Source organism: Chryseobacterium sp. WG23, assembly GCF_024586575.1.
In the GTDB taxonomy this organism is placed as follows: domain Bacteria; phylum Bacteroidota; class Bacteroidia; order Flavobacteriales; family Weeksellaceae; genus Chryseobacterium.
On the sequence record NZ_JALCZE010000001.1, the window covers coordinates 230,241 to 250,065 of the forward strand.

Below are 19,825 nucleotides of genomic sequence, written 5' to 3' on the forward strand. Positions count from 1 at the left end.
AAATAATATGAAAAACTTATGTTTCATGATATATTTTTAATAAAAACAATAAATACTTATCATTTTAAATGATTTAGCAGAAAATAAGACCATTCCACTAAATTTTGAAATTTATAGACGGAACGGCTCCCTATATTTACTTTAATATTATTTTGTTAGATTTGTATTGAAAATCATCTAACATTTGAAAACAACACTCACCGAAGAAAATTATCTGAAAGCACTGTTTCATTTAGTTGACAATGAAGGAAAAGTAACGATTAATGAGCTTAGCAAATTTTTAAATGTAAAAATGCCGAGTGTCAATAATATGATGAAGAAGTTTGCAGAGAAGAAATGGGTCATTTACGAAACCTATAAACCTTTGATTGTTACAGAGAATGGAAGACGCGAAGCCGCTTTGGTAGTTCGTAAACACAGACTTACTGAAATGTTTTTGGTAAAAAAAATGAATTTCGGCTGGGAAAATGTTCATGAGATTGCAGAACAGCTGGAGCATGTACATTCTCAGATTTTCTTTGATAAAATGGATGAAATTCTGGATTATCCAAAATTTGATCCTCATGGAGAACCTATTCCTGATAAAAAAGGAAATATCATTGCTCAGGATCTTGAGAGATTGAGTAACTGTGAGGTGGGTGAAACCGTAATTTTTGCTTCAGTTACCCTCTCCGATGATGCTTTTTTAAGCTACCTAACTGAAAGAAAACTTCTTCTCAATACCAGAATCAAGATTCTTAAAATTGAAAGCTTCGACAAATCAGTTACCATAGAGATTGAAGGGAAAATCGAAGTACTCAGTAAAAAGGCTACTGAGAAAATACTGGTGAAAAAATAATTATTGTTATAAGACTAAACAGTTAACAAAGACTTCGCGTTCTATGCAGCCTTGTTGGAAATTGTTAAAAAACGGTTAAATACTTTTCCACAAAAACTTTGATGCTTTAATTTTATTAGGTTTGCAAAACTTTGTGCTTGCCTTTTCTTTCGTCAAGCAATAAAACATTAATTATTACCCTAAAAAATTATGAAAAAAAGCATTCAGTTTTTTATTATTTCCATGCTGTTAAGCCCATTTGCCAATGCTCAGGTAAGAGATTTTGTTATAGAGCCACCCATTAAGCCCAATTTGTATATTTATAAAACATTCGGTGTATTCGGGGGGAAAGAATATTCTACCAATGCAGTGTATCTTATTACTAAAAAAGGAGTTGTTTTATTTGATGTTCCATGGCAGAAGACCCAGTACCAAAGCCTGATGGATACTATACAGAAACGTCACAACTTACCGGTTATTGCCGTATTTGCAACCCATTCACATGAAGACAGAGCCGGAGACCTGAGTTTTTATAACAACAAAGGAATTAAAACCTATGCTACAGTAAAAACAAATGAACTCCTGAAAAAAGACGGAAAAGCAATATCAACTGAAATCATAAAAACAGGAAAACCTTACCGTATAGGCGGAGAAGAGTTTGTGGTAGATTTTCTTGGTGAAGGGCATACTGCCGACAATGTAGTAGTATGGTTTCCGAAATATAATATTTTAGATGGCGGATGCCTTGTAAAAAGCAGAAATGCTGTAGATTTAGGGTATACAGGAGAGGCTAATGTGAAACAATGGCCACAAACAATGGAAAAACTGAAAACTAAATATTCGAAAGCTGTTATGGTTATTCCGGGTCATGATGAATGGAAAGGAGGTGGACATGTAGAACACACCCTGGAACTTCTGAATAAAAAATAAAGTTCAGATTAATATTAAAGAGGCCTGGCAGTTTGCCAGGCCTCTTTAAATATCAGTTATTGCTTCAGAATTGCAGCTACTTTTTCAATTTCTTCCATGGTATTAAAATAATGCGGTGACAGACGAATAGCCTGATCTACATTTTTTAAAGTAAAGTCAATTAGTGCTCCATTCTTATTATTTACTTTAAAAATAATTTTATTCTCACTTAGTATTTTTTGAATGGAATCAATCTTTCCATTCTGTTCGCAGAAAGTAATGATACTGCCCAATCTATTTCCTTTATCCAAAATTTTGAACCCATTATTCAGAAGGCTGGCTCTCAACGTTTCCGACAGTTTCCTGTTGTAGTTTTCAATATTGACCATTCCTATCGCATTGGCATACTTTAAAGCTTCCGTAAGCCCGAGCAATGAAGCATTGCACCTTTCAAAAAATTCAAATCTTTTTGCAGTTTCACTGAGCTGGTAATCATCAAATGCAGTCCATTCGGCACCATTACTATCCAGAAATAAAGGGGCCATTTTCTGAGCTAATACATGATCCGAAACATATAAAAATCCTGTTCCTCTCGGTCCCCTTATAAATTTCCGGCCAGTTGCCGTTAAAAAGTCACAATTAATCTTTGTAACATCTACAACCAGCTGTCCTACCGACTGGCAGGCATCTACAAGATATAGGATATTATACTGCTTACAGAGCTTCCCTACTCCTTCCACATTTTGAATTAACCCTGAGCTGGTAGGAATATGGGTCACCGCAATTAATTTGGGGCGGTGCTTTTGGATTAACTCTTCAAAATACGCAAGGTCCAGCTCATTATCCGGCATATTGACCGCTCTGATAACTTTAATATGATACCTCTTCTGTAAAGAAATAAAAGCAATATGGTTTGATATATAATCATCATTGGTGGTAATGATACAGTCGCCATCTTTAAAAGATATACTTGACAATGCTTTTGCATACCCATCGGTGGCACTGTTTGTAAAAGCAATATTGGAAGGTTTAGCATTAATCAGCTTCGCAGCCTGTTCATAAAACACATTGATTGGCTCAATGTTTTTCTCTGCTGTGGTATGCCCTCCCAACTCCTGTTCTTCATATAAATAATCCACCATTCTTTCAACAACAGGCTTAGGCATCAGGGATGAGCCGGCACTGTTTAAGAATATCTTATTCAAGCACCCGGGAGTGTCCTGTCTTATTGCATCTAGATTCATTGTATAAACCGTTATAAATTTGAAAAATAATGAGTAGGCAAATAGCTTTAATTTCAATAATCAACATTAATAAAAAATCCCGAATTTTCATCCGGGATTGATATTATATTACATGAAGTTAATCTAAAACACTCCATCCTCTCTTCGGATTGGTGTTGGTAGAAACTTCCTGTTCGTTAACGATAATATTCTCTTTTCTCTGACCGATATAATCCAGTTCGCTTAATTTAGAGAAGATAGTCTCCAAACTTCTCAGCATCTGCTGGATATAAAGCAACGGTTCACCGCAATTGTGGTGGTCATAATTGGTTTCAGCTACAATTGAAAGCTGGTTCAATAAAGTATGTGGTGCAATTTCACTCCACTCCAAACTATAATTCAGCATTTCTTCCAGTTCTGCAGGAACCAGAAGCTGAGTCGCATTGTATAAATAAAGAGCCAGCTTGGCAAAAGACTCAATCAAAAATACAGGCGGCTGCCAAGGGGTAATATTTCTGAACTGAAAATACATATCTCCAAAAGTATTAACCATGGTACTGCATAAAAATTTAACATTCTGTGCCAATGCCGTATTCTGGTTTTTATGAGAGGTCTTTTGAATAATCTTAAATGCATACTGCTGAAGATTTCCAATAGACTTCGCAAAGCTGCCATAATAATCTACTAAAGCCGGATGACTCTGAACAGAAGTACATGGAGGGATAAAATTGGAATCTACCTGAGCAATATTTCCTTTCAAATCAACTTTACCAATGATCAGATAATTTCCTCCGGAATAGCTGCTGTTGAGCGATGTTACAGGAAGTAATTCCAGGTGGTGATTCGGCTGGGCATTAGGATGGCGTGGTGGAATTTCCTCAGGATCAATATCTCCGAAAGGAACTTTATCAAAAGGATTAACAGATATCAGAATATAATAATCTCCGTCTGCCTGCTCTTCATTCATCGTTTTTGCTAACGACTTTACACTTATTCTCCTGTCCGTCAATTCAATACGGTATCCAGCCATGGTAACAGCACTGCATCGTTTGATGACAAGCTGTACATCATTGGTTGCCGTGTTATGAACATCAAAAATAGTGCGGTCCGTGATCTCAGTAGAGATAGGTAAAAGTCCGTAATTATATGTAGTAATTCCAAGTGAATTGGAATCTCTGATGGTATCGATTAAGAAATTATCCTGATCATTAAGGTGTCTTTGGGAAACTTTCATCCCATCTACCCAATTGATTGCAAAATGTTTTATTGGCTGTATCATGTTAAATACTTTTTAGTTTTTGTGATTATGATTTTCTTAAAACTCCTTCCTCTTCATGCTGAATGACTCTTTTACAGATCACCACTTCATTCTCAGAAATGCTGTTTGTAGAAATATCCTGGTCAAAATCTATATATTTTCTAAAGCTGAAAAATGATTTCTTAGTATAGAAGATCCAATAATAAGGCTCCGCTTCCTGATCTGAAAGATGAATAACAGAACCTGGATTTTTGTGGTTGTAGTCATCTACCACTCTGTAAAACCAGTCTCCAAAAGTAACTCCTGTAGGAAGTGTTTTGGCTTTAATTCTAAATCTGTTTGTATCTTCTAAATTCTTACTTAATTCAACATTAAGGACCATTAATCTGTCAAAATCTGCTCCTTCAAAATCCGGCAGCTTCTGATCCGGAGAATATCTCCATGTTTTATAAATATCAAAAGGAATACTGATAAGCTGCATATAACAGTAATAGAATACCATTGGAACAACGAAGATCAGTATACTGGTAGCAGCCATTACCGCATATCCCGTACCTTTACTCATCCAGTTAAAGATCAGGGTAAACAGGAATCCCCCAAAAACAATACACGTTAATGAAAGTATAGATTCAAATAAAATACTCATGGCCAGAGAATCTATATGCTTTTTAAAATACTTATGCAGCAGATTAACGTGAATAATCCCCAAAATAAGGTAAATAACCTGTGCAATAAGATACCAATACGGATTAAATAAATTTCCGGCAAATCCAAAAACGCCCGGAATAGCCAGACATAAACTGCACAGAAGTACGTATACAATAATTACTTTAATTTTTATCGCAGGTTTGTTTCTCCTGATTATACCGAGTATAACCATCATAATAACTGCGATTAAAGGCATTAAAATATACCTAAAAAAAATACCCTTTACTGAAGAAATTTCCATTTGTTTCTTTTCGAATTTATACTTTGTTGGTAGTTGTAAATATATAAAATAATTTAGAGAAATGTAGAGTATCCAAGGCGATTGGCATTTCTATCATCATCTTCCAGACTGAATGAATATTCTAGCTTTTCTGTAATAAAATTCTCTTCTACATCTACGGTTACAGGCAGAAAATAATCATACAGAATCTGCAGCACCTGCCTGAACGGATTTCCTGGGATGTATTTTTTCATCTCCAGATAAGGAATAGGCCCTATATTGATTACCCAGTTCCGCTGCCCATCCATATGTCTTCCACTGGGAATATAGGTGACTCCCAATCTTGAATTCCCCAATAGCATGGAGTCATCATTTTTCTCTAATCCATCAATGATATTGGGAGAAAAAGTAACTTCTACCGGTACCTGCAGAAAAGCCGTCATACATCTTTCAAACCATTTCTTATCTCCTCTGATCTGATGAAAAAAGGGTAAAATATGCATGAATATATAAGCATTCTGTTTATCCAGCATATTGATCAGTGGCCAAAGCTCACTTACTGTTTCCAGTAAAGCATCCGTATTGCTCGTGATCTCAAATTCAGATTCTTTAAGCAATGCACTTATTTCCGTAAAAAATACCTCCAGCTCAAAAGGACGGAAAAACTTCCGTGCATCTTCCTCTACTCTTTTCTGTTTACGGATTTCCCGTACTACCGTATCAACGTTCTTTCTTGACGCTCCCAGAGACGGTGGATGGAAAAGTCCTTCCGGAAGGTAATCATAGATGCCTTCCCTATAACTTTCTATAGTAAATACCTCTTCATCAAATCCTAAATAGCTGCTCGAAATACTTTTAATATCTTTCAGATAGGCACGGTCATTTACCCCAATCCGCTCAATAAATATATTGCTTACAGCCCTGTGATATCTCAACAGATTAACTGCCACTGCTTCAGCCTTAAAGTCTGTCTGCAGTTTATTGTAATTCATGTCTACAATATTATTCTCATGCATAGTGTTTCCTGTGATTATGACTGGTAAAGATAATATATCTCATAAGTTTGAAAAAATATTTTGCTAATAATTTTATCCTAAAAATACTAATTTATTGACATTAAAAGGAATAATATTAAGTAAATTCCGTAAAAATACGGTAAACACTCACTTCACTCCCGTCTTAGATTTTCAAATTGACAGCTTATAATCAAATACTTAAAGCTTACATGATCGTTATTACAGGATTATTCCACGTAAAAGAAACAAAGTATCCTATGTTTGACATACCCACCTCTTTTTATTGCAATCCTATTTTATTAACAAATATTATAGAATAATTTTACTATTATTCCATGTTCATTCGGAAAGCGGCCGTATCTTTGCAGCCTGAAAATTGTTATTTAAAATGAAAAGTATTTATTCTAAAATTCTGATTTTAGCATTCATCTCTTCTTCACTTTATTCTTATGCGTGGGGATTGACGGGTCACAGAGTTATTGCAGACATCGCAGAAAACCATCTTTCGAGAAAAGCCAGAAGGGAAATCAAAAAAATAATGGGAAAAGAGCGTCTTGCTTATTGGGCAAACTGGCCAGACTTCATTAAATCTGATACTACAGGCACCTGGAAGCAAGCTTCATCATGGCATTATGTAAATATTGATCCACAGACTGATTTTAAGGCTTTTGATCAAAATTTAAAACTTCAGGCCGGCCCAAGTCTTTATACTCAGGTCAATACTTTATCCAGCCAGATCAAGGATAAAAACACATCTGAAAAAGACAGAAAGATTGCATTGATCTTTTTAATCCATATTATGGGCGACCTTTCTCAGCCGCTGCATGTAGGAAGAGCTGAAGATCTAGGTGGAAACAGAATCAATGTTACTTATTTCGGAGACAAAACCAATTTACACTCCGTTTGGGATGGTAAGCTGGTAGATTCACAAAAGTACAGCTATACGGAATATTCAAAACTTCTGGATATTAAATCTAAGGAAGAAGTGGCACAGATTCAGTCCGGAACACTGGAAGACTGGCTGTATGATTCTCATAAAATTGCCAACAAGATCTACGCACAGACGCCTAACGATTCGAAATTATCTTACGAATACCAGTACAAATTCAATGATACCCTGGAGAGACAGCTTCTGTACGGAGGGTTGAGACTGGCGAAGGTATTGAATGAACTTTTTTAAGGTAAGGAGTGAACCATAAATAATACTTATGATTCATCCTAATATAATAAAAGCGGAACTACGGTTTCGCTTTTTTTGTTTGAAATCATCGGAATTTTACAGCATGCAGTTCAAATAAAAAAAATGCAAAATGACCTTTTAAAGCCATGAGAGGTACAATTTACAACTATTTTCTGAATCTTAAATTAAATAAATAAAAAATAATTGAAACGGGTGTAACCTTTTTATATGTTGAAGCGTATTATATATAGTAACTCTTTTTTGAGGAAAAAATAGATGAGACAATTAAAAATCACCAAGCAGGTTACCAACAGGGAAACTGCTTCATTAGACAAGTACTTGCAGGAAATTGGTAAGGTAGAACTAATTACTGCGGACGAAGAAGTAGAATTGGCACAAAGAATACGTGCGGGCGACAGAGCAGCACTCGAGAAATTAATCAAAGCCAACCTTCGTTTCGTAGTTTCTGTATCTAAACAATACCAAAATCAAGGTCTTTCTTTACCCGATTTGATTAATGAAGGTAACTTAGGATTGATGAAAGCGGCAAAAAGATATGATGAAACCAGAGGTTTTAAATTTATTTCTTATGCAGTATGGTGGATCCGTCAATCAATTTTACAGGCGTTGGCTGAGCAGTCAAGAATTGTAAGACTACCGTTGAATAAAATTGGTTCCATCAATAAAATTAATAAAGCGTACGCTCATCTTGAGCAGGAAAATGAAAGACCCCCTTCTCCGGAAGAATTGGCTGAAGTTCTTGACATGAGCGAAGAGGATATTAAAGAATCTATGAAAAACTCCGGAAGACACCTGTCTATGGATGCGCCTTTAGTAGAAGGTGAAGATTCTAACCTTTATGATGTATTACGTTCCGGAGAATCTCCAAGCCCTGATAAAGATCTGATGCTTGAATCTCTTCAAATTGAAATTGAAAGAGCATTGAATACGCTGACTCCAAGAGAGGCTGACTTGGTAAGATTATACTTCGGACTGAACGGAAAACATCCAATGACTTTAGAAGAAATTGGAGAAACTTTCGATCTTACCAGAGAGAGAGTTCGTCAGATCAAAGAAAAAGCGATCAAAAGACTAAAACACAATACCAGAAGCAAGATTTTGAAATCTTATTTAGGTAAATAATTTTAGTAGTACAACATTATATAGCGGAGTCTGTTTTTCAGGCTCCGTTTTTTTATATTAAGTCTGTTTAAACTTGCTAAAGTGTTTTAAATATTGCCAATGTTGTGATTTATAGAGTGATGTATAATAGTGTTCTGTTTGTCATCCCGTAGGAATCCAACCCTAGTGTTTAAAAACTTTCTTGTAACCACAAAAGTTTTTAAACGCTTGAGTTATTAAAGTTTCCAGCTTTGCGCATATAAAGTACACTAAAGTTTTAAGAAAATCTTTGATTTACATCTTAAGTACACTTATTTATGCACTATTATTTTAAACTTGCTAAAGTGTCTAAAAAATAAAAACTTTGATTTGTATTCAATTATATCAACTGCGTAACAAATTTCAATTTGCTATCAACTAATTAAAATCATACGCAGTCATCTTCACAGAAAAGAATTAAATGTTTACTTTTAATTGTTGAGATACGGTGTAACAATTATGATACCTATCACTTAATAAAACCTACTATGAAAAAAATACTTTTCGCTTCTACCCTGGCTCTGTCCATACTTTCCTGTACAGAAAATAAGCAACAGAATCCACCTCTTGTAGAAAATGCTGTTGACAATGCCGAGTCATCCGTTTCAGGCTCTTTTAAAAGTTATCGTGAAATTGGCACAAGTGTAGACAAAATCTATTTCGAATTAATTAAGAATGATAAAAATCTTACAGCTCTCAATTCCAGAGTAGTGAAAACTTTTGAGGAAACAGAAAAAGCTTTAGCTGTATATAATAACATACTCAACACCTCTGAATCTTTTTATCAGGATGCCCATTATCAGACTAAGGCCATCACAGATTCACTGGTAAAACAGCAGATAGAAAAAGAAATTACCGCCAGCTCTGACCGGTATAAGCTTAAAGTAAAAAATATAACAGACCGTATCAGCCAAATCACTAAAAACAATGAAACACTGACCAGTACATATACTGCATTCAAAATCAGAAAAACACTTCCTGAGATTGAAAAATACCAAAAAGCCCATCCTTTAAAAACAGATAGTTTGGATCGCATCATTACTAAGCAGAATCAATTGCTGGAAGAATTAAAAAAATTAAAATAATACAATCTCTCATGGAATATACTACACAATGGCTTACTGATAAAGCCCGCGTCAAGGAGCTGGTAGATTTTTTTATTACCCATAAAACAGATTCTTACATTTCCCATGGTGAAATGATGTCCGGCAGAGCTGTAGATGCTTACCATTGGAATCCCGATCTTGAAGTGATTCTGACGGAACAATTGATCACTGATTTTAATTCCGATGGCAGTTCCAGGCTGAATATTCTGATTGCAGAAAATGAGAACGGGGAAATTGTCGGGATGATGGCTTTCAATGTGATCAACAGCCCTTTTAAAAAATATGCGATTTTAGAGGATATGCTTCTGGACCAGTTTGTGAGAGGTCAGTCTCTTGGAAGCAGACTCTTGGAGAAAGCCATCCATGAATCTAAAAACTGGAACATTAGCTTTATCCTATTGGAAAGCGGTATCAATAATCACGGAGCTCATAATTTTTTCAGTAAATATGGTTTCAAAAAAGTATCAGAGAGCTATATTTTAACATTATAAATTAAAATACATAGAGTCAGATTTTATCTTCCATAAGATCCTTGCCCCTTAAAAACGGTATAACAGGAAAAATAAATGTTTATGAATACTATTTCAATCATAGGAGCCGGCATTGGCGGTCTTACCCTTGGAAATGTACTGAAACAGCATCCCTATGATTTTACAATCTATGAATCTGCCCGGGAAATAAAACCTGTAGGAGCCGGCATTATGATGGCTGTGAATGCCATGCAGGTATTTGACCGGTTAGGTTTAAAGGAAAAAATTGAAAAAGCAGGAAACAAAATCCATAGGATCACCATCGCTAATGAATCCCTACAGCCTATTTCAAAAACGGAGATCCTGGGACTGGAAAAAAAGTATAATTCCTGTAATGTCGCTATCCACCGGGCAGCACTTCAAAGGATTCTTGTGGAAAATATAGGATCAGAACATATTCAGCTCGGATATTCCCTGCTGAAAATTGAAAAGAAAGAAAACTATGCGCTGACATTTAAAAACGGAACTCAGAAAGAAAGTAAGATCATCTTTGGAGCAGACGGTATAAAATCTCAAGTCAGGAGTCAGATCTTTACAGCCGGTACTATCCGGAATTCCGGGCAGAAATGCTGGCGTGGTCTGGTAGACTTTGAGCTTCCGGAAAAATACCACCAGGAGGCATTTGAAGTATGGGGGAAAGGGAAACGGTTTGGATTTGTGAAAATTTCAGAGAAAAAAGTCTATTGGTATGGCTGCATCAATGAGAAAAGTTTTGACCAACACATTATGCCCGCCGATATTTTCAGTGACTTTGATTCTTTAATTGTAAAGCTTATCGAAGCTACTGCAAAAGAAGACATTATCTGTAATACCATTACCGACCTCGCTCCTATTCCTCAATGGTATACAGACAACTTATGCATGATTGGTGATGCCGCCCATGCTACCACTCCGAATATGGGACAAGGTGCCTGTCAGGCCATTGAAGACGCTTATATTATCGGAAGGTTACTGGAAAAAAACAGTGATTTTAATGCCGTTTTTGAAGAATTTCAAAAGATCAGAAGAAAGAAAGTAGATTATATTGTCAATACAAGCCGAACTATCGGAAAAGTCTCTCAATGGGAACATGGAAATTCATTGCGCAATTTTTTAATGAGGTTAATCCCCGAAAGCACCAACCAAAAAATGGCAAAAAAAATTATAGAACTGGAAATGTAAAAACTTTATTTTCGTGCAGATTAAGAATAGGCAGTTCAAACAACAAGAGAACATCATCTTCAGATATTCTCTTTATTATAGTAAAAAGACTGGCTTAGTGAGCCAGTCTTTCTTTCATTAATAGGTTAAAGTAAGGCCGGCTCCCCAGCCCATTTCATTATCATAATTTCCGGAAAGGGATAACCATTTTTGTACGATATATCTTATTCCCGTTGAAAATTCTCCATCGGAATTAACACTGAAATTACCTCTGAATCTTCTGGAAAGTGGAATATCCTCCCTGCTCAGCTCCAATAATACTTTTCCATTATGGTCTACACTTGCATCTGCTGTAATCAACATTGGTAACACGTATTGCATCCCGACAATGAAGGCATATTTACTTTTTGAAGCCTTCTGTTGGCCAAACCAGGATTTCTTACCATGAAAATCCATTCCCATATCCTCGGCCATCTGTCTTTCCATAATCTCATGATTCTTCTGGATTCTCACTCCGGCATAAGGAAGTGCCCACTGGAACTTTCCTAAGAATCTTCCCACTTTTACATTGCCTTCAAAGTGATCAAAATTCCAGTTGGAATGAAACTCATTAAGATTGGCCCATCTTGGCCCGAACATCGTCATTGTTTCTGCATGCATCTTATTGCTGGCAACATCCAGCATAGCCATAGAACTGATCATTTTATTGTCCTGCAGGAAGTTTTTCCAGGCCAGCTTTCTATTAGGCAGCTGTGGATTGGGTTTTGAATTTTCATAACTGAATATTCTTCCCATCCCGGCCATCATATGATACAGGATATGACAGTGGAAAAACCAGTCTCCATCCTGATTGGCTGCAAATTCAATAGTAGTGGTTTCCATTGGCATAATATCCACTACATTCTTCAGTGGAGAGTATTCCCCTTTTGAGTTGATCAGCCTGAAGTCATGACCATGCAGATGCATAGGATGACGCATCATGGAGTTATTATACAGTTTGATTCTAAGGATTTCTCCTTTTTTAATCATAATCTTATCTGTTTCTGTAACTGTTTTATTATCTAAAGTCCACAGATAATGGCTCATATTCCCTTCCAGGGTAAACTTCATTTCACGAACACTGTCTGCCGGAAGAATTGTTTTTTCCGGAGACTTCAGGATATTGTAAGACAGCCTTTTGATGGTCTTTTCTTCCTTCATATCCATTCCTGCATGTTGAGAATGATCTTCTTTTTTATCCTCTTCTTTCGTTTTTACCCCCATCATCTCATTCATATGCTTCATGGTCATTTTCCTTTGACTTTCAGATAATTCCGGGTACATCACTTCATTCATATCCATCATTTGATTTCCCATCGTCATATTCATCGGCTTCATATTTCCGCTCATTTCCATCATTCCGTTCATCATCTTCATTCCTTCAAAAAGCATTAACCTTGGTAAATTGGGAGCTTCTTTTTTTTCACCGGAACCCAGCCAAAGGGAGGCATGCCCTATCCTGTCTTCTGAAGTGGCCCTGAACTCAAAGCTTTTATTTTCGGGAATGGTGACTTCAATATCATAGGTTTCGGAAACCCCGACAATCAGACGGTCTACTTCTACAGGAACTACATCATTACCGTCATTTGCTACTACTTTTATCTTGCCGCCTCCATAATTAAGCCAGAAATACGTGGATGAACCTCCATTGGCCACTCTTAATCTTACTTTATCCCCGGCTTTTAAATTGAAATACTCTGAGCTGGGAGTACCGTTAATCAGAAATTTATCATAGTATACATCACTCACATCCATAGCCTCCATCCTTTTCCATTCATTCAGGGCTTTCGTTCCAAAATTTCCGGACTTGATAGCTTCCCAATAACTCTGAACAGCATTTTTCTTTATGGCATACCAGTCTGTATTGGCCATATGCAGCCTTCTTGCAATCTGCATAGGATCATCATCACTCCAGTCTCCCAACAATACCGGTATTTCAGCATTGTATTCTGTCTTAGGTTCTCCTTCTCTCTTGTTAAATACCAGGATCCCATTCATTCCTATCTGCTCCTGAAGTGCCTCATGGGAATGATACCAATAGGTTCCATTCTGAGAAACCCTGAACTTGTACAGATGGGTTTCTCCAGGTTTCACAGGTTTTGTGGTAAGGTATGGAACTCCGTCATGTTCATTGGGTAAAATAACACCATGCCAGTGGAGCCCTGTATTTTCCTTAAGCATATTGTGGAGATAGATTTCGGCAGTATCCCCTTCAGTAAAATACAGTGTCGGAGACTGAAGCTTTCCGTTGATCGCAATAGCTCTCCGGTTTTTCCCGGTAAAATTGACGATGGTATCTTTTACATATAAATCATAACGAACTGTTTTCCCTCCAAAACTAAGTCTGCCATTTTCAGAATTTCTTTTTACAACAGGATTTTCATCTTTTGGGGTTTCTAAAGCAATGTGCTGATGTTCTTCTTTTTCCACCAGCTCCATTCCGCATTTAGGACATTTCCCCGGCTTATCTGAAATGATTTCAGGATGCATAGGACAAGTGAAAACAGATTGTTGTTTAGATACAATTTTATTTTGCGTTTTAGCCTTTATATCAGGCTTTATCACCTTCATTTTTTGAGCTTCATTCGCCTTATTTACTTTTTTGACATCAACCTTCTTTTTTATTTTAGCTTCTACCGGTTGAGATTTTGTCACTATTTTAGGTATTGATTTTTCCTGTGGTTTTGCTACGGCTTTAGGTTTTACGACAACCGTTTTCTTTACCAGAGTCATTTTACATTTCGGACAGTCTCCAGGTTTTGGAGAGACTACTTCCGGATGCATCGGACAGGTATAATAGGTTTTGGTTGTTTGCGCAAAAGTAAAGACAGAAAACAAAAGCAGCAGAAATATGATTAGTTTTTTCATAATTTTCCGAACTTTTAGAAGTTGCATAACTTAAATCAAATTATAACTTAAGCTATACAACTTATTATTTTAAAGTTAAATACAAAGTATTATTTAATTTCCGACTTTACACTTCCGCAAGAAAGCATAGCTTTACCATAGTAAGGATTGGCAATCTGTTTTTCATCGCTCAACCAGCTTCCGTCAGCCATTGGGCAGTATTGTACGTACACCGGTTTTTCTGAAAGTTTGAACTCTTTTGTCAGCGCAATCATATTGTCTGAAAGGTTCAGGAAAGTTTCTCTTTGAGCGGTAACGCTTCTGGCCTCGGAGATCGCTGAAGCATCTTTTCTAAGAATATTAAGATTTCCTTCTGATACTGCCTTATAATCTACAGTTGAAGCTGTTCTAATGAATTCTGTAGCCGCTTTTGAGGTTTTATCTGCATCATCGGAAGCCAGGGCCGATTTAATGGCAATATAGTTCTGATATAGTTTTGAAACCTGAGCGTCTTTTTTAGACTGTGCAGAAACTGAAAGGATTGAAAATAAAGATAGGGCTGCTGTAATGATATATTTTTTCATTGTTTTAAATTTTAGAATTAATTTTTAATAAAGGAATATTAAAGACACATCAGAAAATGCGTCAGAGCATGTCGTCTGTAACGATATGATCATCATACCGGAAACGACGGACTTATTCTAAATTCTAAAATTACAATGATGGATGTAAATAGGAACCGGATAGTATTCCGGAGGCCCATTGATCTGAATTTGAGTAAATTTTGAAGCTGAAAAAGATTTGTCAGCAAAGAAAAACTGGTGTGTAACAGGGGTTTCAGAAATTTGTCCTAAAAAGTTAATACTAATCAAATCTGATTTTTGAGAATCATCAACTTTTACAACTTTAATTTCTGTTTTACAACATCCCTTTTTCTCTTTAACACCACATTTTCTACAGATGTCACTTGTTTTCTGGCTTACAGAAACAAATTCCTGCATACAAAAATGAACACTAAATGCTGCTCCGGAAGAAAATCCGAAGTAGAAAATAGAGAATAATATGGCAAGAATCTTTTTCATTGACAGGACAAAGGTAAAAATATCCGCGAAACCGTTGTTATAAAATTCGGTATTGTTGTTATAAAATTCTGGTTTATTAAAAAAGCTCCGGAAAATATCCCGGAGCTTTTACTATTTTTTAGTATTTCATAGGATTGAGTATATCTACAAAATCCATTTAACGTCTAAGTTCTACAGTTTAAACTCTAACTTAACATTAAAGAAACGCCCTGTAAGACGTACGGGAACCGGATACATAACATTAGAGTTATAATCTGTTATCCACTGATTAGCTACCGTATTGTTTATATTAAATGCATTGAAAACCTGAACTCCCAGTGTTAGCTCCTCGAAGTTACCCCAGAATCCATATCTTTTCTTTTTATCCTTTGGATCAATAAAAACTTTCGATAATCCAAGATCCACTCTTTTATAAGCAGGCAATGTACTCTGATACTGATAAGGGTTTGTGAAAACAGGTGCTCCGTTTGGAAGCCCCATAGCATATACCAATGTAAGATTAACACGCATTGAAGGGAATCTCGGCATATAATCCTGATAGAACATAGCAAACCTGAAACGTTGGTCCGTAGGTCTTGGGATATTTCCCTGCCCGTCTATATTCTCAAATACCCTTGCATAACTTGCAGACAACCATGAGTCTACTCCGGGAACAAATTCTCCGAATAACCTGGTATCAATACCATAGGCATATCCGGTAGCATTATTCTGCCCTGAATAGCGGATTCTTACATTATCCATATAATAAGGAATCAGGTTATCCATTTTCTTATAATAGAGTTCTGTAGTAAGTTTAAACGGCCGGTCATACATCTGGAACTCGTAGTCGTTAGCAAGAATTAACTGTATCGAACGCTGAGACTTTATATTGCTGTTGAAATTCCCATCAAGGTCTTTGATTTCCTTATAAAAAGGAGCCTGATAATAAATCCCTCCTGAAACTTTAAATAACATATCAGATTCCCAGTCCGGTTTTATGGCAAACTGAAATCTTGGTGAGAATATTGTTTCTTTATTAAAACTCCAATTGGCTACCCTGGCTCCGGCATTGATGAATACTTTACTGGCTCCCCAATAAAATTTTTGTGAATACTGTGCGTAAGCGGATAATCTTGTAGGTTCAATATTATTGGCACCTGCAATATAATACGCCAGCTTAAGATCTCCGGTTGTTCCCCTTGGATCTACAATAGGCCTTGGAAGGCTATATCCTGCCGAATCTACAAGTTTCCATTCGTTGGTAAGATCTTTTAAATTTTCTTTTTCATATTTGAATCCAACTTCTATATCCGTATTGCTATTAGGAGAAAAACGGGCCCTGAACTGCGTTCCGTATGTTCTTACAAAAAGATCATTTCTGGCATGATCTATTTGTGCCCCTGCATCAAAGCTGGGAAGCGGATCTTTTGTAATAGGATCAAAAGTCTGCAGCTTATAGCCAGACTGTATGGAATAATACTCTTTTTCCCTGTTTTGGTAAGCAAAACTATCCAATGTAAGTCTCCATTTATCAGATGGTTTATAATTCATGGAAAAAGTTCCCATCATATTTTTATACTGGTCCTTTTCCTGCCCGTAATAATTGATGTATACATTGATAGGCTGCTGAAGTGTTCCAAAAGTAACATCTTTTGCTTTGGGAACCATTTCATAATCGTTCTTGGAATAATATCCGATGAATGACATGGAGAATTTATCATTCACATGATAATTGATATAAGACTGAAAATCCCAATACGTTGGGTTAAAGTCTGTATCTTCATTCAGTGTATTTAAAACAAGATTGGTATTTCTGTATCTTCCTGAAAATAAAGCCGTAAGTTTTTTATTTTTTGAAGCAAGCCCTGTTGTTAGCCTTCCTCCAATTAAACTTGCCTCCCCTGAAAGCTCAAACTTTTCAGGTTCTCGGTAATAGATATTTAATGCGGAAGACATTTTATCTCCATATTTAGGTTCAAATCCTCCTGCTGAGAAGTTGACTGTTGAAACCATATCCGGATTAATGATGCTCATCCCTTCCTGCTGAGAGTTTCTTACAAGGAAAGGTCTGTAAATCTCAATATCATTGATATAGATAAGGTTTTCATCATAGTTTCCACCACGCACCATATATTGGGAAGAGAGCTCAGTATTTGAGTTTACGGAAGGAAGGGTTTTAAGTAGCCCTTCAATTCCTCCACTTATAGAAGCTACTGCTTTAGCCTCTTTGGCTGAAATTTTTACGTTGGTAAGATCGTTTGTTCTTCCTGTTGTTTTTTTCTGGAATACAACTTCCTCAATATCGGTTACTTTAGTCACCGTATCCTTTTTTCTTTGTTGGGAGAAAATCAGTACGGGAACTATAAGGCTTAACGGTAAAACTAGTTTTTTCAAAAGAAATGTTTTAAGAATTTCTAAAATTAATGTTTTTTTAACAATTACAAAATTGATTCTCTAATTCTTGTTAATTTTTGCAGTAAATCTTCTAATAAATCCAGTCTTAGCATATTGGCCCCATCAGACAATGCTGTTTCAGGAGTAGGATGTGTTTCTATGAAAAGGCCATCTGCACCTACCGCTATTCCAGCTTTAGCCACTGTTTCAATAAGGTCTGGTCTTCCTCCTGTCACCCCTGAGCTTTGATTAGGCTGTTGTAATGAGTGGGTAACGTCTAAAATGACCGGAGCATATTCTCTCATCGTGGGAATACCTCTGTAATCTACGATCAGATCTGTATATCCGAAAGAATTTCCTCTTTCAATGATCGCTACTTTCTGATTATCAGAATCTGTAATTTTCTGAACGGCAAACTTCATCGCTTCCGGAGACAGAAACTGTCCTTTTTTCAGGGTAACACATTTCCCGGTTTTTGCTGCGGCTACCAAAAGGTCTGTCTGACGTACCAAAAATGCAGGGATCTGTAAAACATCCACGTACTGCGCTGCCAGTGCTGCATGCTCATTTTCATGAATATCCGTTGTTGTAGGAATATTGAATGTCTCCCCTACTTTTTTAAGGATTTCAAGAGATTTTTCTTCACCAATAGAGGTAAAAGAATCTACTCGACTTCTGTTGGCCTTTTTAAAACTTCCTTTGAAAATATAGGGAATATTGTACTTGTCTGTGATCTCAATTACTTTTTCTGCAATTCTTAGGGCCATATCTTCCCCCTCAATAATACAAGGTCCGGCAATAAGAAAAAAGTTTTTTGAATCTTTGTGTTGAATATTATCTAAATATTGAATCATTATTGTTGTAATTAAAAAGTTCAGTAAAAATACTTATAAAGTTTCAGACTTGGAAATTATTTGGAAAGAGAGTGGAGTTTAGAGGTTGGATAAGAACCTTGGAGCCTATAGATGAAAATACCTGGGATCAGGATACTGGAAAACAAAATCAAGTTCTGAAATTAACTTTGAAGACATAACTTTCTTTCCCTGTATTTCACCGGCTTCAGTATCCGGCAAATTCTTTTGGGCCTGAATTACCTGATTTTTTGACGGATGCATCGGAGCGGTCACATTATAAAGTTTTCCTTTTGTCCCTTTTTCTATCATTTCTGAGATCACTCTACAGCTATCAGCGTAGTGAATATGGTTAACTGCAAAATCCGGATTGGACACAGTATAGTTTTTAAGAAGCCTATCATCTCCCATCAGACCTCCCAGTCTTAGAATATTCACCTGCGGATATGTATTTCTTACCAATCTTTCTCCCGAAACCTTTTCTACAGGTACCTTTTCTTCGGTTACCTCTTCCGGAACATCCGGATAAACACCCGTAGAGCTCATGAGAAACATCTGCCCTTTGAAATCACCTATAAATAATGATAAATTCTGAATTCTGTTGTACAGCGAACTTACACAGCAGCTTCTTCCTGTAACCGGAATCGTAATAATTAAAACATCCAGATTTTGAATTTCTTCCCATTGCGGATAAGGTTCTGCCAGCTGATAATCCATAAAATGAGCCACTACTGCATGAAATCCTTTAGAATTCAGTTCATCAGCTTTATCCTGTGTAGTGGTGGTAGCATATATTCTATACCGATCAGACATAGCTGTTGCCATTCTTTCTCCCAGCCATCCGTAGCCTATAATTCCTATTTTTTTCATATATCTGATATTTTCTGAGAGGAAAGCATTTCATCCAATGCAGCCATTAAACCAGTTTTCGTTTCTTCATTGAGATGTATACATTTCTGAACAGCTTCCGGAATATGTTTTGCCTTTTCCTGAAGTATCTTTCCGTTTTCTGTGAGGTTTATAAGCACTACCCTTTCGTCCTCTGTACTTCTGGTTCTCGTTAGAAGGTGATGGGTTTCCATCCGCTTCAGTAAAGGAGTTAAAGTTCCGTTATCCAGATGAAGATGTTCTCCTATTTTACCAATATTCATTTCTCCATTCTCCCATAAAACAACCATGACCAGATATTGAGGATATGTCAGCGAAATTTCGTCCAGGTAAGGTTTATACAAACCTGTAATATACCTTGAAAGTGCATATATTTTAAAGCATAAATGTTCGGAAAGAGCCATCATAAATTTTTTATTAAGTAACAAAAATAACTTATTTATTTTGTGCACAATATTTTTGTTTACAATATTTTTC

The 19,825-nt window shown here is 36.3% G+C and carries 18 protein-coding genes; 7 read left to right on the forward strand and 11 right to left on the reverse strand.

Annotated features, from left to right (window positions below; all coding sequences use genetic code 11):
* The first annotated feature begins 184 nt into the window (after nt 1-184).
* Both MP477_RS01070 and blaIND read left to right on the forward strand, forming a co-directional pair.
* Nucleotides 185-838, forward strand: coding sequence for a metal-dependent transcriptional regulator (locus MP477_RS01070; protein WP_257188826.1), 654 nt, complete (start codon nt 185-187; stop codon nt 836-838).
* A gap of 189 nt (nt 839-1,027) precedes the next feature.
* Nucleotides 1,028-1,747 carry an IND family subclass B1 metallo-beta-lactamase gene (blaIND, locus tag MP477_RS01075; RefSeq protein ID WP_230038960.1) on the forward strand — a complete coding sequence of 240 codons (720 nt, stop codon included), beginning with the start codon at nt 1,028-1,030 and terminating at the stop codon, nt 1,745-1,747.
* 56 nt (nt 1,748-1,803) lie between these two features.
* On the opposite strand, the gene MP477_RS01080 is transcribed toward blaIND, so the two are convergent.
* The 4 genes from MP477_RS01080 to MP477_RS01095 all read right to left on the reverse strand — a co-directional run bounded on the left by MP477_RS01080 (nt 1,804) and on the right by MP477_RS01095 (nt 6,127).
* Nucleotides 1,804-2,970: an aminotransferase class V-fold PLP-dependent enzyme gene (locus MP477_RS01080; RefSeq protein ID WP_257188827.1), complete on the reverse strand. Its 1,167-nt coding sequence runs from the start codon at nt 2,968-2,970 to the stop codon at nt 1,804-1,806.
* Nucleotides 2,971-3,088: 118 nt separating this feature from the next.
* Nucleotides 3,089-4,228 (reverse strand): hypothetical protein, encoded by a 1,140-nt coding sequence (locus MP477_RS01085; RefSeq protein WP_257188828.1) that lies wholly within the window; start codon nt 4,226-4,228, stop codon nt 3,089-3,091.
* A 25-nt stretch (nt 4,229-4,253) separates the two neighbouring features.
* Entirely contained in the window at nt 4,254-5,090 is an 837-nt protein-coding gene (locus MP477_RS01090) for a TssN family type VI secretion system protein (RefSeq protein WP_373567393.1), read from the reverse strand.
* Between the two features lie 119 nt (nt 5,091-5,209).
* Nucleotides 5,210-6,127, reverse strand: a complete 918-nt coding sequence (locus MP477_RS01095; protein WP_257188830.1) for a type VI secretion system baseplate subunit TssG — start codon at nt 6,125-6,127, stop codon at nt 5,210-5,212.
* Between the two features lie 412 nt (nt 6,128-6,539).
* Here MP477_RS01095 and MP477_RS01100 point away from each other — a divergent pair, with 412 nt between their 5' ends.
* From MP477_RS01100 to MP477_RS01120, 5 genes are all read left to right on the forward strand, one after another.
* Nucleotides 6,540-7,331 (forward strand): S1/P1 nuclease, encoded by a 792-nt coding sequence (locus MP477_RS01100; protein WP_257188831.1) that lies wholly within the window; start codon nt 6,540-6,542, stop codon nt 7,329-7,331.
* A gap of 276 nt (nt 7,332-7,607) precedes the next feature.
* Entirely contained in the window at nt 7,608-8,474 is an 867-nt protein-coding gene (locus MP477_RS01105; protein ID WP_002979276.1) for an RNA polymerase sigma factor RpoD/SigA, read from the forward strand.
* Between the two features lie 506 nt (nt 8,475-8,980).
* Entirely contained in the window at nt 8,981-9,577 is a 597-nt protein-coding gene (locus MP477_RS01110) for a hypothetical protein (protein WP_230038948.1), read from the forward strand.
* A gap of 11 nt (nt 9,578-9,588) precedes the next feature.
* Nucleotides 9,589-10,089, forward strand: coding sequence for a GNAT family N-acetyltransferase (locus tag MP477_RS01115; RefSeq protein ID WP_257188832.1), 501 nt, complete (start codon nt 9,589-9,591; stop codon nt 10,087-10,089).
* Nucleotides 10,090-10,170: 81 nt separating this feature from the next.
* The gene (locus MP477_RS01120) at nt 10,171-11,289 is read left to right on the forward strand and encodes an FAD-dependent monooxygenase (protein WP_257188833.1); all 1,119 of its coding nucleotides are present in this window, start codon (nt 10,171-10,173) and stop codon (nt 11,287-11,289) included.
* A 117-nt stretch (nt 11,290-11,406) separates the two neighbouring features.
* On the opposite strand, the gene MP477_RS01125 is transcribed toward MP477_RS01120, so the two are convergent.
* The 7 genes from MP477_RS01125 to MP477_RS01155 all read right to left on the reverse strand — a co-directional run bounded on the left by MP477_RS01125 (nt 11,407) and on the right by MP477_RS01155 (nt 19,755).
* A complete protein-coding gene (locus tag MP477_RS01125; RefSeq protein ID WP_257188834.1) occupies nt 11,407-14,175 on the reverse strand; it encodes a multicopper oxidase domain-containing protein in 2,769 nt (922 codons plus the stop codon).
* 89 nt (nt 14,176-14,264) lie between these two features.
* Nucleotides 14,265-14,738, reverse strand: a complete 474-nt coding sequence (locus tag MP477_RS01130) for a DUF3347 domain-containing protein (protein WP_257188835.1) — start codon at nt 14,736-14,738, stop codon at nt 14,265-14,267.
* A 117-nt stretch (nt 14,739-14,855) separates the two neighbouring features.
* A complete protein-coding gene (locus MP477_RS01135) occupies nt 14,856-15,236 on the reverse strand; it encodes a hypothetical protein (protein ID WP_257188836.1) in 381 nt (126 codons plus the stop codon).
* A gap of 171 nt (nt 15,237-15,407) precedes the next feature.
* Nucleotides 15,408-17,609 carry a TonB-dependent siderophore receptor gene (locus MP477_RS01140; protein WP_230038935.1) on the reverse strand — a complete coding sequence of 734 codons (2,202 nt, stop codon included), beginning with the start codon at nt 17,607-17,609 and terminating at the stop codon, nt 15,408-15,410.
* 44 nt (nt 17,610-17,653) lie between these two features.
* Nucleotides 17,654-18,463: a 3-deoxy-8-phosphooctulonate synthase gene (gene kdsA / locus MP477_RS01145; protein WP_047495421.1), complete on the reverse strand. Its 810-nt coding sequence runs from the start codon at nt 18,461-18,463 to the stop codon at nt 17,654-17,656.
* 105 nt (nt 18,464-18,568) lie between these two features.
* On the reverse strand, nt 18,569-19,330 hold the full coding sequence (locus MP477_RS01150) for a hypothetical protein (RefSeq protein ID WP_257188837.1): 762 nt from the start codon (nt 19,328-19,330) through the stop codon (nt 18,569-18,571).
* Nucleotides 19,327-19,755, reverse strand: coding sequence for a MarR family winged helix-turn-helix transcriptional regulator (locus tag MP477_RS01155; protein ID WP_257188838.1), 429 nt, complete (start codon nt 19,753-19,755; stop codon nt 19,327-19,329). The genes MP477_RS01150 and MP477_RS01155 overlap by 4 nt, the downstream gene beginning before the upstream one ends.
* Nucleotides 19,756-19,825 lie beyond the last annotated feature (70 nt).